The 16,243-nt window shown below is 58.0% G+C and carries 11 protein-coding genes; 9 read left to right on the forward strand and 2 right to left on the reverse strand.

Features of this window, described 5'->3' with window-relative positions:
- The first annotated feature begins 76 nt into the window (after positions 1 to 76).
- The 5 genes from B060_RS0116965 to B060_RS0116985 all read left to right on the forward strand — a co-directional run bounded on the left by B060_RS0116965 (position 77) and on the right by B060_RS0116985 (position 5,233).
- Positions 77 to 2,266 (forward strand): sensor histidine kinase, encoded by a 2,190-nt coding sequence (locus B060_RS0116965; RefSeq protein WP_018083002.1) that lies wholly within the window; start codon positions 77 to 79, stop codon positions 2,264 to 2,266.
- Positions 2,263 to 2,922: a response regulator gene (locus B060_RS0116970; protein ID WP_018083003.1), complete on the forward strand. Its 660-nt coding sequence runs from the start codon at positions 2,263 to 2,265 to the stop codon at positions 2,920 to 2,922. The genes B060_RS0116965 and B060_RS0116970 overlap by 4 nt, the downstream gene beginning before the upstream one ends.
- Before the next feature lie 119 nt (positions 2,923 to 3,041).
- Positions 3,042 to 3,524: a CAP domain-containing protein gene (locus B060_RS0116975; RefSeq protein WP_018083004.1), complete on the forward strand. Its 483-nt coding sequence runs from the start codon at positions 3,042 to 3,044 to the stop codon at positions 3,522 to 3,524.
- A gap of 19 nt (positions 3,525 to 3,543) precedes the next feature.
- Positions 3,544 to 4,758 carry a tetratricopeptide repeat protein gene (locus B060_RS0116980; RefSeq protein WP_169533920.1) on the forward strand — a complete coding sequence of 405 codons (1,215 nt, stop codon included), beginning with the start codon at positions 3,544 to 3,546 and terminating at the stop codon, positions 4,756 to 4,758.
- Between the two features lie 16 nt (positions 4,759 to 4,774).
- Entirely contained in the window at positions 4,775 to 5,233 is a 459-nt protein-coding gene (locus B060_RS0116985) for a hypothetical protein (RefSeq protein ID WP_018083006.1), read from the forward strand.
- A 36-nt stretch (positions 5,234 to 5,269) separates the two neighbouring features.
- Here B060_RS0116985 and B060_RS27310 read toward each other — a convergent pair whose 3' ends face one another.
- Both B060_RS27310 and B060_RS0116995 read right to left on the reverse strand, forming a co-directional pair.
- Positions 5,270 to 5,482 (reverse strand): hypothetical protein, encoded by a 213-nt coding sequence (locus tag B060_RS27310; protein WP_155847815.1) that lies wholly within the window; start codon positions 5,480 to 5,482, stop codon positions 5,270 to 5,272.
- A 325-nt stretch (positions 5,483 to 5,807) separates the two neighbouring features.
- Positions 5,808 to 6,638 (reverse strand): IclR family transcriptional regulator, encoded by an 831-nt coding sequence (locus tag B060_RS0116995; protein WP_023447368.1) that lies wholly within the window; start codon positions 6,636 to 6,638, stop codon positions 5,808 to 5,810.
- A 519-nt stretch (positions 6,639 to 7,157) separates the two neighbouring features.
- Between B060_RS0116995 and manD the strand changes: the two genes are divergently transcribed.
- From manD to B060_RS0117015, 4 genes are all read left to right on the forward strand, one after another.
- Positions 7,158 to 8,393, forward strand: a complete 1,236-nt coding sequence (gene manD / locus B060_RS0117000) for a D-mannonate dehydratase ManD (RefSeq protein WP_035423448.1) — start codon at positions 7,158 to 7,160, stop codon at positions 8,391 to 8,393.
- Between the two features lie 14 nt (positions 8,394 to 8,407).
- Positions 8,408 to 10,567, forward strand: a complete 2,160-nt coding sequence (locus tag B060_RS0117005; RefSeq protein WP_018083010.1) for an alpha-glucuronidase family glycosyl hydrolase — start codon at positions 8,408 to 8,410, stop codon at positions 10,565 to 10,567.
- A 273-nt stretch (positions 10,568 to 10,840) separates the two neighbouring features.
- Positions 10,841 to 13,513 carry a glycoside hydrolase family 3 protein gene (locus B060_RS0117010; protein WP_244874636.1) on the forward strand — a complete coding sequence of 891 codons (2,673 nt, stop codon included), beginning with the start codon at positions 10,841 to 10,843 and terminating at the stop codon, positions 13,511 to 13,513.
- A gap of 51 nt (positions 13,514 to 13,564) precedes the next feature.
- Positions 13,565 to 15,652, forward strand: coding sequence for an alpha-L-arabinofuranosidase (locus B060_RS0117015; protein ID WP_201768111.1), 2,088 nt, complete (start codon positions 13,565 to 13,567; stop codon positions 15,650 to 15,652).
- Positions 15,653 to 16,243 lie beyond the last annotated feature (591 nt).

Below are 16,243 nucleotides of genomic sequence, written 5' to 3' on the forward strand. Positions count from 1 at the left end.
ACCCTCTGAACAGAGGGGATGAATGAAATAAAAAACAAGGTTATGAAGGTGGTGGCCATTAGAACAGGGACTTATTTTGCAAAGCCTTTCGATCTCGAACCTGAAAGCGCTTCTGGCTTCCCAAAAGCAGCGGGCCTGGAAACTATGGCTGATCCTGACGATCGCAGTTCTGAGTACAGCTATAAGTTTTGGATTGGCGCTGCAGGGCAAGACGCTTGAGGGGCTGATCCGTGGCACAGATACGCTGAACCTGGCCGTGACCGGACATCCCGCCTCCTCTCTAATAAGCCTTAAGCGTTCCGGAGAGATGCCTTTTGTGGTTCTCCCTTCTGATCTTATCACGCAAATAGACGCGATCGAAACCTATGCGGAGGTCGATGCTTATCTAGAACGTCAGGACGAGATCATGACTATTCTCAAAGGCCCGACCGTCATAGTGGGGCTTCAGCCAGTGGGTAGACCAGCCTTTGAAGCCGAGGTTAAGGTAATAGCACTCAGAATTTCAGACTTCGACGGCAGCTTTTGGGTTTGCCTATTTGTCGGGCTTACCGCCTTCCTGGTCGGCGGATGTGTCTGGTGCCTGAAGCCGGACGAGAAGGTTACCCAGGTTCTTGCCCTCAATGGCTTCGGCATGTTGATCGCTGCGGTCTCCAGCAGTGCGGCCTTTGCCCAGCCCTTTGCCTTGCCCTCCGGGATGATCTCCGCGCTCACTGCGCTCAACCATTTTGCGACCGTCCTTTTCGGCCTGACAACGGTCGGTATCTTCCTTCTCTTTCCAAAACCTCTCATTTCCAATCGCCAATACTGGCTCTTCTTGGCCGCCGGCGTGCCCCTTCTGGTCTTGGATCAGCTCCGCCTCCTGAGCATCCCAAGCGGCCTTATCATCTTTTGTTTCCTGGTGGTCATCGCCGCCATAGGGCTCGTCGCCATTCAGTTTCACAACACCAGGCGCGCGCCTCATCTACGTGCCTCCCTCGTGTGGATGGGGCTGGCAGTAATTGCCAGCGGCGGCATCTGGTGCGTGACCATCGCCGCCTATGCGCTTCAGGGGCAGTTCGACACTATGCCTGAGAGCTTTATCTTCCTGAGCTTTCTGATCCTGTACGTCGGTATCGCTGTAGGTGTCGCGCGCTTTCGCTTGTTTGATGTCGGCGACTGGGCCTTACGCCTGTTTTTCTTTACGGCCGCCGCCCTTCTTTTCATCTGCCTCGATGCGGCTCTCATCTATATGGCCGGCATGGCGCAAAACTCCGCTATGGCCGTGGCCTTGCTGGTGATCGCGTTCGGTTATCTGCCGTTTCGTGACATGCTGTGGCGCAGGTTTGTGCGTTCAAAAACGCTCAGCGAAAACGAGCTTATGGGGCATGTGCTTGAGATGGCTTTCGAGCCTGAAACGTCACAACGCCAGGTTCAGTGGCAAGCCTTGCTGCAAAAGCTGTTTGTGCCTCTAACTATTTCACCCTCTCCCGTCCCGGTAAGTGAGACCTATATCGACAAGGACAACCTCCACCTGTTTGTGCCTGGTCATCTGGACACGCCTGCCCTTCAGGTCTCCTATCCGCAATCCGGACGCGGCCTGTTTGCGCCACGGCATATCGATCTTGTTGATCACATACTTCGGCTGTCCCGCAAGGCGGCTTTGGGCCTTAATGCCTATGAGCGCGGAGCGGCGGAGCAGCGTCAGCGATTGGCGCAGGATCTCCATGATGACGTCGGCGCCAAACTGGTCTCAGGCCTGATCGTGGCAGACGAAGCCTCCCGCCCTTTCATTTATGGCGCCCTGAACGATATTCGTGAAATTGCCGCAGCGCTTGTCAATGAAAGGGCCCCCCTGGATCGCACCCTTGCCGAAATACGCCATGAGGCTGTTCGCCGTCTCGATGCTGCGAAGATCGCACTTGAATGGCCGCTATGGCCGGAGGACGAAGCCTTCGTTGAACTGACGGCATTGCAGAAAAAAGCACTGGCCTCGACCGTCCGGGAGGCGATCACCAATATCATCAAACATTCGGGCGCGACGTGTGTGACGGCGTTGTTCCGGATAGAAGGGGAGGTGCTAAGGGCCCGTCTGGTGGACGATGGTGGCGGATTTCCAGATGCCGTTCTGGACGGGCAATCGGGCGGTCAGGGGCTGAAAAGTATGATGGATCGGATTGGCCAGATGAACGGCAAAGTCCGGCTCGAAAACCTTGCCGCTGGTGCCTCGGTCGCGTTTGACTTTCCACTGACGCCGGCATCTGCTTTTAAATTGGGAGTACACGCATGACACCTCAGACCGTTTGTCTGCTTGTCGAAGACCAAACCCCGAACCAGGTGCGGATGAAGCAGGCGCTTATGGCGGCCTTTCCTGATATCAAGGTCGAGGTTGTTGGCAGTCTGAAAGAGGCCCGACACTGGTTATCCGGCGAACAATCCAAGACCGATTACGTCTTTGAACTGGCCGTTATCGACCTTGGCCTTCCGGACGGTTCGGGCATTGATCTGATTACGGACATCACAAAAAGCCATCCACTGGTCACCTGTATTGTCTCCAGCATCTATGATGACGATGTACACCTCTTCGATGCACTGTCGGCCGGGGCTCGGGGCTATCTGGTGAAAAACCAGGAACCTGAAATGATTGTGCACTATCTCCAGCGCATTAAACAGGGTGAGCCACCTTTGTCACCCTCCGTCGCTTTACGATTGCTCAAGCATTTCCGCACCCACACTGTCACCGAACAGCCGGACATACATCTGACCGGTCGTGAGACCGAAACCCTGGCGCTGCTCGCCCGCGGTCTGACGATTGCAGAGGTGGCCAGACACCTGCTTCTGAGCCCGCCCACCGTTGCGGGTTATGTCAGGACCATCTACCAAAAGCTGAACATCTCGACCCGTGCCGAGGCCACATTGCAGGCTGTCAAACGCGGGTTGGCATAAGGTTCATCGCACGGACAAGACGCCAATATTGGGGTCGTAAATTGTTGTCACACCCCCTCTGTTCAGACGGTGGCAAGGTCTTAAGAGCCGCGTAAGGTGCCTCCAGATCAGGGGTATATATGAAAATCTGCACACTCATTTTCGCCTTGCTGGCCGTTTCCCCGTCGGCCTATGCCTCGGATATGGCGGGGGAACTGCTGGCTGTCCACAATGCTGAGCGCAGTCAGGTTGGGGCGCCCGCGCTTTCCTGGAACGATGATCTTGCTCGTGATGCCCAGACATGGGCCGATCATCTGGCGACCAGAGGTACGTTCGAACACTCGACAACAGGTGACGGCGAGAACCTGTGGATGGGCAGCGGGGGCGCCTTTACGCCTACCCAGATGGCGCAGGCCTGGGCGGATGAAAAAGCCAAGTTCAAATATGGCGCGTTTCCCGACCTCAGCACCGACGGAAACTGGGCCAATGTCGGCCATTACACGCAGATGATCTGGAACACGACGACGGACGTCGGTTGCGCCAAGGCAACGGGTAGGGGGTGGGATATCCTCGTATGCCGCTATCGCGCCCCAGGAAATGTCTATGGCCAAAAGCCCTATTAAAGCCCGGCAGGAGCCCCAGATGCATCGCTTAAGACGCTCGCTATTTGTGTTACTTGCTGCCTTTACGGTGGCGCCCATAGCCGCCCAAGCCGACTGGAATGCCGCCAACGACGAGGCCAACCGGCAGCGTATGATGAGCGATATGCGCGCCAACGCCGCCGCCGCCGACCGGCGCAGTTTTGAGGCGCAGCAACGCTCGAACAGCTACACCTCCTCTACAAACCGAGGATCGTCCTCGTCAAGCTCAGGCGCGTCTGGCGTCTCATCCTACGCGCCTTACGAATATAAGGCTGAAGGTCCGCACAGCGTCGTGGCGACCTATTATTTCACCGTCCGCGTACAGGAAACCGAGGCACAGACCATTGCGCGGCTCAAAACCGAGGCGATGGCCGGCAATGCGCAGTCTCAGTTCGATCTCGGCCGCGTTTATTACACTGGCTACAGCGTGCCGGTGGATCTTGCCCAGGCGCGTAAATGGTTCTGCGAAGCGGCCCTGCACGATCATCCTATCGCCAAATCGCAATGCGCTGGCATGATGTATAACGGGCAGGGTGGGGCGGTAGAGGAAGCGCCGGCCATGGCGCTACTCAAGGATTCGGCGGCGAAATCAGAGCCCTATGGCATGGCGCTCTACGGCTTCTTCACCATCGCCGAGACAGCGCGCCGGGGGAATGTCGATGAAGCTCAGCCTGAGGCGATAGCCTACCTTGTCCGCGCGGCGGACAGTGGCGAAATGATCGCACAGGCGACGCTTGGTACGGTCGTGTTTTTCTATGGCACGCATGGCGCGACGCAGGATGTGCCGCGCGCCATAGGCTATATCCGTCAGGCCGCCGCGCAGCACGATCCGATGTCGATGGATATGCTGGGTATGATGCTGGTTTCTGGCCGCAACGGCGTCGAAAAAAACATACCGGAAGGTTTGCGCCTCTTGAAGGCCGCGGCAGCGGCCGGCAAGGCCGACGCGGCGGGTGTGCTCGCCATTCTGCTCAGCCAAGACAGTATGGGCGTGCGCGATGAGGCGGCCGCTTTCGCCTATGCTGACCAAGCCGCCAAAGCCGGTGATCGCCAGGGACAGGTCGTGTTGGCCAAGTTTTACTATTTCGGCCAGGGCACGGAAAAGAATCTCACCGAAGCCGCCCGCTGGTTTAGCGCCGCGGCGGCCCAAGGCGATGCGGAATCGATCGACGCCCTCAAAGAACCTGACCTTGCTCAGGCTGCTTCACAGCTCTAAAACCGAAGGAAACCCCATGCGCAAATTTATCATCGCCTCCGCTGCAGTCACCTTGCTGATCGCGCCTGCCGCACAGGCCCAAGATCCCAATATCTGCCCCGTTTTGCGCACCGTGTTAGACGCTTCGGTGACACATTTTAAATCCATCAAGGGCAAGAAGATCGAATCCGACACCTGGAAGGTGACGTCGAACCTGCCCTATGCCGACAACTGTCAGATCGACAATGTCCTGGCGCCGGAAATCCGATACAAGTGTTTCTTCAGTTCGTCCGACCGCTCAGCGACGCCGTCCACGTTGAAGGCCATGGGAGACGTTTATGCCAATAACATTGGCGCCTGCCGTAACGAATTTACCCGCGCGACAAATGAATTTTCCGCCAATTCAACCGACTTCAGCGATGCCTCCGGCGTCAGGGTGGACGTGACGGTCTACAGCGATTTCTTCACGGTTGGCGTCTACGAGCCGCAGAGCTAAATTTTACGTGACGAATTTTCCTCTGATGTAGCAAGGTTAGTCGACCTTGCGCAGGGCGGCGACCTCAGCTTCCAGCTCCACAATGCGATTGCGCAAGGCAGAAGTCGTCGCCTCAATTTGTGAGGCTGTAAAGCGGGGTGTGATGTTCTGAGGCCAATTCCAGTCAAACGCTTCAAGTTTAAGGACGTTCCAGTCGTCGCAAATTCGGAAAAAGGGTGTGCGAGCGGCTTGTCGAGCTGGCGAGACCATAGACGACGCCTCACTTGCCCACCTTACGCCGCGGGGCTGGGAGCATATCAACCTCACTGGCGACCACATCTGGCACGACGCCGCGAAACTCACCCAGCGGATAGATGGCATGTGGGCACTAAGGCACGTAGGTTCGAGACCGAGGATCATAAGGTCGGCGGTATGATGGTCTTGATTTGTCCGCTCATGCTACAAAAATGCGCGTTTGGTTGCCGCTCGCTGGCCAGTATGGCGTTTTTCGATCTCGTTTTCCCGACTGGCCTGCGCCTGCTTGACCTCACGCGATGAAGGCAGGGCAGGGTCGAAGGGTTTTTATAAGGACCCATCAGGCCAGGAGGTGGCCGCCCGTCAGTTTTGAGAGGCGATCGGCTGTTTCATGTACCCTAAGGCCCAGTGAAGGTAGGCGTTCCACCGTCAGCCGCGTGCTTGGCCCGGAAAGGGAAATGCCGGCATGCGCCTCGCCAAACTCATTGAAGATGGCTGCAGCCACGCACCTCATACCTGGATTGGCCTCTTCATCATCGATGGACCAGCCGCGCTCTCGGATCAGAGAGAGATTTTCGCGCAAAGCGTTCGGCTCTGTAATCGTGGCGGCTGTAAAACGGGTCAGGGCGCGGGTGTTGAGGAAAACGTCGATGCGCGACGCTGTCATTTCTGCCAACAGCGCCTTGCCAATACCCGAAGCATGGATTGCACGCCGCTCTCCGATACGAAAGAACGCGCGAATAGGCTCCTGACATTCCACCTGCGAGATGAAGACAATCTCGTAACCGTCAAGCATTGCCATATTGACGGTCTCGCCGGTCGCTTCCATCAACTCCGTCATAAGGGGGCGCGCAGCAAGCAGGATCTTATTGCGGCGCTGGAAGGCCATGCCAATGCGCAGAGCTTCAATGCCGATCGACCATTTTTGTGTGAGGTCGTCACAGGCGACCAGATCGTGCGCAGATAATGTACCTAAAAGGCGGTGCGTGGATGACACCGGAAGGCCCGCTTCATCCGCCAGCGCGGTCAGGGTAAGGCCGTCATGATGCGACAGAACCTTCAGCAAGCTCAATGCTTTTTCGAGCGATTGGTTGGTTTTTGCATCGCTGTCCTTTTGAAATTTGTCTTCGCGGGGACGCCCGCGCGGGCGACGCTCTGGGGAAGGACTCATGATGCACCTAAAAGCTCAAAAGAGTGCACAGACTATGCCCAAATCTCAGAAATGGACATAGGTTTCAGTTAAGGGGGCAATGGCCAAGTGTCATTCGGATGGCTTGGCGATACCTGTAGAGGCGCAGCCGTAAGATTGAGGTCTTGCCATCTGGAATGGTCAGGTCACGTCCTTGATAGCTTTGATCACCATTCAGCCACGCCGATGAGGCGCCTCAGGCCGTTGCGAACGAAATTATAGATATAAGGACGGCAAGAACCGTGAACTGGCGCATGTAATCTATCTCTGGCCTCTTTTGCCTTTATCTGTTTAATCTGGGCGTAAGTCGGGATCGGCGAATTTGGTCATACCAAAATGAACGGCTTAAATCCCTTGTGTGTCAGGATTCTACAAGCATGTTATGTTTTAAGGACTGCATTTTTTCGTTGAGGCCTTGATCGCAATGGCATATTGGTCTGACCAACCGCATCGGTGAAGATGCCCTTGTCTTTACTTTAGGCTGCAACAGGAAGCACGATTTTGGCTAATACTCCATCCTCCACACACGCAAAGATTCTATCCGCCAAGGTCATTGTGACCTGTCCGGGGCGCAACTTCGTCACGCTCAAGATTGAAACCGATCAGGGCGTTTATGGACTGGGTGACGCGACGCTGAATGGCCGCGAACTGTCGGTCGTCTCCTATCTCGAAGATCACGTTATTCCCTGCCTGATCGGCCGCGACGCCCATCAGATCGAGGATATCTGGCAATATCTCTATCGTGGCGCCTATTGGCGACGCGGACCGGTCACGATGTCGGCCATCGCCGCCGTGGACATGGCGCTTTGGGACATCAAGGGCAAGATCGCCGGCCTGCCGCTTTATCAGCTTCTGGGCGGCGCCTGCCGCACGGGCGTCATGGTCTATGGCCACGCCAATGGCACAACCATCGAGAATACGGTAGAGGTGGCGCAAAGCTATCAGGCGCTCGGTTATAAGGCCATCCGCCTGCAATGCGGCGTGCCGGGGCTCAGCAGCACCTACGGCGTTTCCAAGGACAAGATGTTCTATGAGCCCGCCGATGCTGACCTGCCGACCGAAAACGAATGGAACACCGAAGCCTATATGCGCGTGGTGCCGAAGCTGTTCAAAGCGGCACGTGAGGCCCTGGGCGACGAGGTGCATCTACTCCATGACGTCCATCACCGCCTGACGCCGATCGAGGCGGGACGTTTGGGGCGCGATCTTGAACCCTATCGTCCGTTCTGGATGGAGGACGCCACACCAGCCGAGAATCAAGAAAGCTTCAAGCTCATCCGCCAGCACACCACCACCCCGCTTGCGGTCGGTGAAATCTTCAATACGCTCTGGGACTGCAAGGACCTGATCAGCAACCAGTTGATCGATTATATCCGCGCTACTGTCGTCCACGCCGGCGGCATCACCCATCTTAAGCGCATTGCCAGCTTCGCTGATGTCTATGGCGTCAAGACGGGTTGCCATGGTGCCACCGACCTGTCGCCGGTCTGCATGTCAGCGGCGCTGCATTTCGACGTGTCGATCCCCAATTTCGGCATCCAGGAATATATGCGTCACACCGAACTGACCGACGAAGTGTTCCCGCACAACTACAGCTTCAAGGCCGGATCGCTCCATATCGGCGAAGCGCCGGGTCTCGGCGTTGACATCGACGAGGAAAAGGCCGCCAAATACCCCTATCAACGCGCCTACCTGCCGGTAAACCGACTGCAGGACGGCACCCTGTTCAACTGGTAACAAGGATCACCCGCATGACCCAGCGCATAGCCCGCCTTGTCTTGCTTGTGCTGGGATTGACCCTTGGTCTGGTAACCATGGCTCATGCCGAGGACGGTTATGATCTGTGGCTGCGTTACCGGCCTTTGCCGGTGGCGCAGGCTCAGATCTATGCGCCGCACCTGACCTCGGTCGTCGCTGGCGACCGTCCGATGCTGAGCGCCGCGCGAAGCGAACTGCAGCGCGGTGTCTCCGGCTTTTTAGGTCATGACCTGCCGGCTGCCACCTCGATCGGCGACGGTGCGCTTGTTATCGGCACGCCGGCTGAGCAGCCTGCGATCAAGGCACTGAACCTGCCGTTGTCCGGCTTGGGCGAGGAAGGCTATCTGATCCGCTCGGTCACGGTGGATGGCCACAAGGTCACGGTCATCGCCGCCAACAGCGATCGCGGTGTCCTCTATGGCGCTTTCCGCCTTTTGCGACAAATACAGACGGGTCAGGGGATAGATAAGCTCGACATGGCCGATGCACCCAAGATCAGGGTGCGTTTGCTCAATCACTGGGACAATCTCGACGGCTCGGTCGAGCGCGGCTATGCCGGGGCGTCGATCTGGGACTGGTGGCGGCTGCCCGATCTCAAGGATCAGCGCTACACGGACTATGCTCGCGCCAATGCGTCAATCGGCATTAACGGCACAGTGGTCAATAACGTCAACGCCAAGGCGCTCAGCCTGACGGCGCCCTATATCGCCAAGACGGCGGCGCTCGCCGATAGTCTGCGGCCCTACGGTATCAAGATCTATCTGTCGGCGCGTTTCTCGTCGCCCATCGAACTGGGCGGTCTGAAAACCGCCGATCCGCTCGATCCGGCCGTGCGCGCCTGGTGGCGGGCCAAGACGGATGAAATCTACAAGGCGATCCCCGATTTCGGCGGTTTCCTCGTCAAGGCGAATTCGGAAGGCCAGCCGGGGCCTGGCGATTATCACCGCAGTCATGCCGACGGCGCCAATATGCTGGCTGAGGCCCTGGCGCCCCATGGCGGTATCGTGATGTGGCGCGCTTTCGTCTATAGCGAACACGATGCCTCGGACCGCGCCAAGCAGGCCTATAATGAGTTCCATCCGCTCGATGGCCAGTTCGCCGACAATGTGCTGGTGCAGATCAAGAATGGCCCGATCGACTTCCAGCCACGCGAGCCTTTCTCGCCCTTGTTCGGTGCCATGCCGAAGACCCGCGAGATGATGGAATTCCAAATTACCAAGGAGTATACCGGACAGGCGACGCACCTCGTCTATCTGGCGCCGCTGTTCGAGGAGACGCTGAAAGCCGATACCTTCGTCAGGGGGGCGGGCTCGACGGTCGCGCGCGTCATTGATGGCTCACTGGAAAAACACGCCCTGACAGGCATGGCTGGCGTCGCCAATATCGGCGCAAACCGCAACTGGACGGGATCTGATTTCGATCAGGCCAACTGGTATGCCTTTGGCCGACTGGCGTGGAATCCGGACGCTTCCAGCCGTGATATCGCCACCGACTGGGTGCGTATGACGTTCTCGGGTGATCCCGCCTTTGTCACGCCGGTTGTCGACATGATGATGAACTCACGAGAGGCTATGGCCGACTATATGACGCCGCTCGGCCTGCATCATCAGATGGCGACCGGTCACCACTATGGTCCCGGCCCGTGGGTACATGAGCTGGCACGGCCGGAGTGGAATCCAGTCTATTACAACAAGGCCGATGCCGGTGGAATTGGCTTTGACCGCACAAAGACCGGTAGCGATGCCCTGGCGCAGTATAATCCGCGCGCGGCGAAAATCTGGTCCGATCCGCGTAAGATGGATGAGCGCTATCTTTTGTGGTTCCATCACCTGCCGTGGGACTATCGTTTGCAGGATGGCCACACGCTTTGGGACGGTCTTGTGATGCGCTACCAGTCCGGTGTCGATCAGACCGGCGTCATGCAAATCACATGGACAGGTCTCGCGCCTTATGTTGATGCGCAACGCTTTGCCGCCGTCTCGCAAAACCTGACCATACAGCGCCGGGAAGCGAAGTGGTGGCGTGATGCCTCGATCAGCTATTTTCAGTCGAAATCAGGCCTGCCTTTGCCCGCAGGTTACACGGCTCCTGCCCTACCACTGGAAGCCTACGAAGCCCTGACCTTCCCCTATGCACCGGGGCAGGGTCACTAATTTCCTGGCGGCGTCCAACAGAAAGAGGCCTTCGATCCTGCGTCCGCAATGTCAGGCCATTGTTACCGCAATTAGCCCCGTTCGCTCACCAAAACTGTTGCTGACAGTTTCGGCGCCTGCGGTAGCAAATTACAGCCTTTCCTCGTTTTTTCGTGTCAATATGCAAAGGTCAGACAAATTAACTTTTCAAGTCGGCTTTTTCATGGTAGCGCTATCAGAAAGGCGGCCTGATCGCCAACAAACGCCGCGATAAAGCGGTACTGGGAGGACATCGTGAAACACCCCAAACGGGCGTCGACTGGTCGTGGCCGATTTGTGGCTCAGAGCGCACTTGTGATGCTGATATCCATTGGCACGCTGCAGACCGCTCAGGCGCAAAATCCATTGGATTCCCAAGGCTATCATGACCTGACAAAATCCGCCGAACAGCGCGCCGCCGATCTGGTCTCGCGCATGACACTCGAAGAAAAAACCGCCCAGCTCATCAATGATGCGCCAGCCATTCCGCGCCTCGGGGTGCGAGAATACAACTGGTGGAACGAAGGCCTGCATGGCGTGGCGGGCGCCGGCAATGCCACGGTTTTCCCGCAGGCTGTGGGCCTGGCCGCGACCTTTGACGCGCCGCTGATCCATCAGGTGGCGGACACGATCAGCATCGAATTTCGCGCCAAGAACCTGGAACGCCTTCATCGTTTCGGGGGGTCCGACTGGTTCCGCGGGCTGACCGTCTGGTCGCCCAACATCAACATCTTCCGTGATCCACGGTGGGGAAGAGGGCAGGAGACCTATGGGGAAGATCCCTATCTGACCTCGCGCATGGGGGTAGCCTTTGTTCAGGGGCTCCAGGGCGATGACCCCACCTATTATCGCACCGTGGCCACACCCAAGCACTATGCCGTTCACAGTGGACCTGAATCCGGTCGCCACCGGGACAATGTGACGCCATCGCGCTATGATCTCGAGGACACCTACCTCCCAGCCTTCCGGGCGACGATCACCGAGGGCAAGGCTGCATCGATCATGTGCGCCTATAATGCCATTGATGGTCAGCCGGCCTGCGCCAACGACGACCTGCTCGTCACGCACCTGCGCAAGGACTGGGGCTTTAAGGGCTTTGTGGTATCGGACTGCGATGCCGTGGGCGATATCTATTACAAAACCTCGCATCACTATCGCGCAACGCCCGAAGACGGCGTGGCGGCTGCCTATCAGGCCGGTACGGACCTGATCTGCGGCAACGCCAATGAAGCCGATCACCTGACCAGCGCCGTCCGTAAAGGCGTGCTGCCGGAAACGGTTCTTGATACCGCACTTGTGCGTTTGTTTACCGCCCGCATCAAACTTGGGCAATTTGACCCCGCACCGACGGTTTTCCCATCGATCACGGCGGCTGATTACGACACCCAGGCCAATCGCGATCTGTCGCAGCGTGTGGCGGAATCCGCCATGGTACTGCTGAAGAACCAAGGCAGCCTGCTGCCGCTCAAATCCGAGCCTCGCTCAATCGCGGTGATCGGGCCGAATGCGGACTCGATTGATTCTCTTGTTGGCAACTACAATGGCGATCCTTCGCACCCGGTGACGGTTCTGGCGGGCATACGCGCCCGTTATCCCAATGCCACTGTTCATTATGCGCAAGGCTCAGGCCTGATCGACCCGGTCTTATCCGCCGTGCCTGACGCGGTGTTGTGCCGTGACAAGGGCTGCGCTGAAAAAGGCGTGACCGTGAGCCGTTTCAGCTCTCACGATGTGACAGGTGCACCTCGGGAAACCACGACCGAAGCCGGCATCCGCCAAAGCTGGAGTGGGGAAAAGCGCAGCGGTGCCGTGCGGTTTGAGGGCTACCTGACGGCTCCGGAAAGTGGCGAGTACCGTTTCCGCTACGATGCCGATGGCGGTTACCGCATCTGGGTCAATGACAAGATGGTGGTGGATGCCTGGCGCGTCGATTGGCGGCCGTCCATTGCTACCGGTGCGATCAAGCTGGAAGCTGGCAGCCATAATTCCATTCGTGTCGAATCCTTCCAGCGTCAGCCCAAGGGCGATGAAAAACTGATCTGGAGCTTACCTTCCGATGCGGGCGCTCAGGCCGCCGTGGCGGCAGCCAAGGACGCTGATCTCGTGATTTTCGCCGCGGGCTTATCTCAGCGCGTCGAAGGCGAAGAAATGCACGTTGACGCCGTCGGATTTTCCGGCGGTGACCGAACCAGCATTGACCTGCCACCCATTCAGCAAAACCTGTTGGAGAAGGTGAGCGCGACCGGCAAGCCGGTTGTGCTGGTGCTTTTGAACGGTAGTGCCCTGGGCGTAAACTGGGCGGACGAGCATGTGCCGGCCATTGTTGAAGCCTGGTATCCGGGCGGGCAGGGCGGCGCGGCTGTTGCACGTCTCATCGCGGGCGATTTCAGTCCAGCGGGCCGCCTGCCGATGACCTTCTATCGTTCGGTCGATCAGTTGCCTGCCTTCAACGACTACACCATGAAAGGCAGGACCTATCGCTATTTCAAGGGTGAGGCGCTTTATCCGTTTGGTTATGGCCTTTCCTACAGTCGTTTCCAGTACGCCCCGCTGACCCTATCGGCTCGCCAGGTACGCGGCGACGAACCCGTTACGGTCTCGACAAAAGTCAGCAATTCAGGCGGCGTCGATAGCGACGAAGTCGTTCAGCTCTATGTCAGCCATCCGGGGGAGAAGAATGTCCCAATTCGCGCGCTGGAACGCTTTGAACGCATTCACCTGAAGGCGGGCGAAACCAAGACGGTCAGTTTCACGCTCGATAGCCGTGCCTTGAGTACGGTCAATCAGGATGGCACGCGTTCGGTCAAGCCCGGCAAGGTCGCTATCTGGCTCGGCGGTGGACAACCGGACAACCGAAAAGGGCTGGGGAAAACTGCCGGCGCCGCCGCCGCCTTAACGATCACGTCCACTCAGGTCTTGGCCCCATAGGCGCCAGGTGGCGGGTGACTATCCATCAAAAATCAGAACAGGGGAAAAGCCGTGACCAAAATAATGCCACACATCTCGCGCCGGGGCGCGCTTACCGCTATGAGCGCGCTCAGCCTAAGCATAACCCTGCCAGCCTATGCGGCCGGTAGCCCGTCCTTGAGCGGAAGCGTCAATGCCGCCGACACAAGGTCGCCCATTTCGCCGTTCATCTATGGTGGCTTCATCGAGCATATCGGTGATCTCATCAATGACAGCCTGTGGAGCGAGGTTCTTGACGACCGCAAGTTCTACTGGCCCGTTGTCAAGCCGGAGCCGGCTCCCGCGGCCGCAGCCAACCGTCGCAGAGGCGCGCCGCCCAGAAAATGGCACCCCACCGGGCCAGATGACAGCGTGACGATGGATACAAAGGCACCTTATGTCGGCGTGCATAGTCCGGTCGTCCGCCTGACGGGCGCCACCCCGCTGGGTATAGGGCAGGGGGATCTGGCGCTGGCCAAGAAAGCCTACAGTGTCCGCCTGGTGGTCGCCGCTGATGCCGGCGTCGCCGTCACGGCGACGCTGATATGGGGCAGTGATCCGGCCATGCGCCAAAGCGTGCCGGTCGCGACGAAGACCGACTGGACGACGGTGCCGCTTACCTTCAACTGTGGGGTCGCTACGACCACCGGACGTCTGGAAATTACCGGAACGGGCCCAGGCACGTTCCGCGTTGGCGCTGTCTCCTTGATGCCGGCCGACAATGTAGGCGGCTTCCGGGCCGATATGATAGCTTTGCTGCGTGAGATGGATTGCAAGATCATGCGCATGCCGGGCGGTAATTTCCTGTCGGCCTATGACTGGCATTTCACGGTAGGCGACCTCGATAAACGCCCGCCGATCATGGACCCGGTGTGGAATGCTGTTCAGCCGAATGATGTCGGTGTCGACGAACTCCTGCACATGGCCCGCCTGATCAATGTCGAACCGTACTGGTGCGTCAGCACCGGCTTTGATTCCCCACGATCGGGTGCGGAACTGGTCGAATATGTGAATGGCGGCGCCAATACCGAATGGGGCGCCAAGCGCGCCGCCAATGGTCACCCCGAGCCTTGGCGTGTCAAATATTGGGATATAGGCAACGAGATGTACGGCCACTGGCAGATGGGCCACATCGCGCCGGAGCAATACTACGTCAAACATAACCTGTTCGTTGATGCCATGCGCGCTGTCGATCCAACCATCTATATCGCGGCACCGGGCGGCTTCGCCGACGAAATGACGACGGGGCAGGGCATCTTTATCGAAGGGCAGCCGCAGGTCGCCATCGGTTCGGAGCGTGACTGGGCCTACGGTATGTTTAAAAACTGCATGGGCCGTTTCGACGCCCTTCAGACCCACGCTTATCCGGCGGAAAATAAACGCTATGATCTCTCAACGGGCAAGCTGGTGGATATCACTCAGTCGCTCAATGAATGGTCACGTGGCATGGCGCAGCGCATCCAGACGATGGCGGATTGCTGGGAAGCCTATAAAAAAGCCTTCCCGGTTCTGAATGACGGCAAGATCAAGGTCTTCTTCGACGAATGGGCCTATCATTTCGGGGCGGATTACAAGGGTTGCCTGGCCGTGGCCATCGCCTTCCACGAATTTTACCGGCACACCGATTTCATCGAGGCGGCTGGCTACACCATGGCGACCGGCTGGCTCAATTTTACGCCAACCGACTCGGTCATCAGCGCCACCGGCCGGGTGTTCCAGCTTTATAATCAACACTTCGGTGTCATTCCGGTAGCCGTCACCGGGACGTCGCCGGTGCCGCCGCCGCGGTATCCGATTGGCGGCGACCAGCCGAGCGTTAATACGGGCAGCGCGACCTGGCCGCTTGATGTCTCCGCCGCCTTGACGGCAGACCATAAGGCTCTGATCGTCTCTGTGGTCAACGCCACCGAAGAGACCCAGAGCCTCAAACTGGCGATCAACGGCTTCGCGCCTGGCCGCGCCGGACGCACCTGGCGTCTGGATGCACCTGGTCTCGATGCCCAAAATGTGGTCGGCGCGGCAGCGCAGGTGACGATCAAGGAAGGCAGCTTCAATCCGCGCGCGGGCACGCTTACCTTACCTGCAACGAGCATCACGCTGTTTGAATATAAACTGGCCTGATAAGTCCCCTGACAGACCGCTGTAGCGCGACAATCAGGATGAGAGCCGCGACGACACAGATTTCAATGGCGAGCAAGCTGTCCGGATAGGTTGGATCAGTCTGCGAGTCTGTATCACCAAGGCGAAGGCTACGGATGCTGTGCCTGCCGCGGCAGCAACTCACCATGCTACCCTCGCACTAAGCTTCCTTGAAGGACCGCCGAAACTGATCCGTCAAAGGCTTTAGAAGATAGGTAATTGCGCTGCGGCGGGGCGGCTACATCTTGCGCGCCACATGGAACTTGCTCGTGGCGGGACAATGACCGTGCCTGGTTTTCGGCAATTCGCTGGCACAGGGAGATCACCCTCCAAATGTAGGGCGTTCCATGAATACGCTTTCCGCAAACTAAACCCCACAATAGAATTCAATGAAAGGGATATCTTCGGTTGAATTTGGGGCCAGGTTGCGGTTTAACGAATTTGCTTCGAGCGCGTTGGGGGTAGGATGCAGCCAGCGGACAAAACATTCATTGAAAAGATAATGACGGCAGTTCTGTCGGAAGGCCAGGCTTCGGAGAGGTGGGCTCGCTATGAATGGATAACAATCGTGCC

It is taken from the genome of Asticcacaulis benevestitus DSM 16100 = ATCC BAA-896, from assembly GCF_000376105.1.
Lineage (GTDB): Bacteria > Pseudomonadota > Alphaproteobacteria > Caulobacterales > Caulobacteraceae > Asticcacaulis > Asticcacaulis benevestitus.

Bases quoted from the DNA above. Each gene is read 5' to 3' on its own strand.
- B060_RS0116970 (WP_018083003.1), top strand. From the start codon at position 2,263: ATGACACCTCAGACCGTTTGTCTGCTTGTCGAAGACCAAACCCCGAAC.
- B060_RS0116975 (WP_018083004.1), top strand. From the start codon at position 3,042: ATGAAAATCTGCACACTCATTTTCGCCTTGCTGGCCGTTTCCCCGTCG.
- B060_RS0116980 (WP_169533920.1), top strand. From the start codon at position 3,544: ATGCATCGCTTAAGACGCTCGCTATTTGTGTTACTTGCTGCCTTTACG.
- B060_RS0116985 (WP_018083006.1), top strand. From the start codon at position 4,775: ATGCGCAAATTTATCATCGCCTCCGCTGCAGTCACCTTGCTGATCGCG.
- B060_RS27310 (WP_155847815.1), bottom strand. From the start codon at position 5,482: ATGGTCTCGCCAGCTCGACAAGCCGCTCGCACACCCTTTTTCCGAATT.
- B060_RS0116995 (WP_023447368.1), bottom strand. From the start codon at position 6,638: ATGAGTCCTTCCCCAGAGCGTCGCCCGCGCGGGCGTCCCCGCGAAGAC.
- B060_RS0117005 (WP_018083010.1), top strand. From the start codon at position 8,408: ATGACCCAGCGCATAGCCCGCCTTGTCTTGCTTGTGCTGGGATTGACC.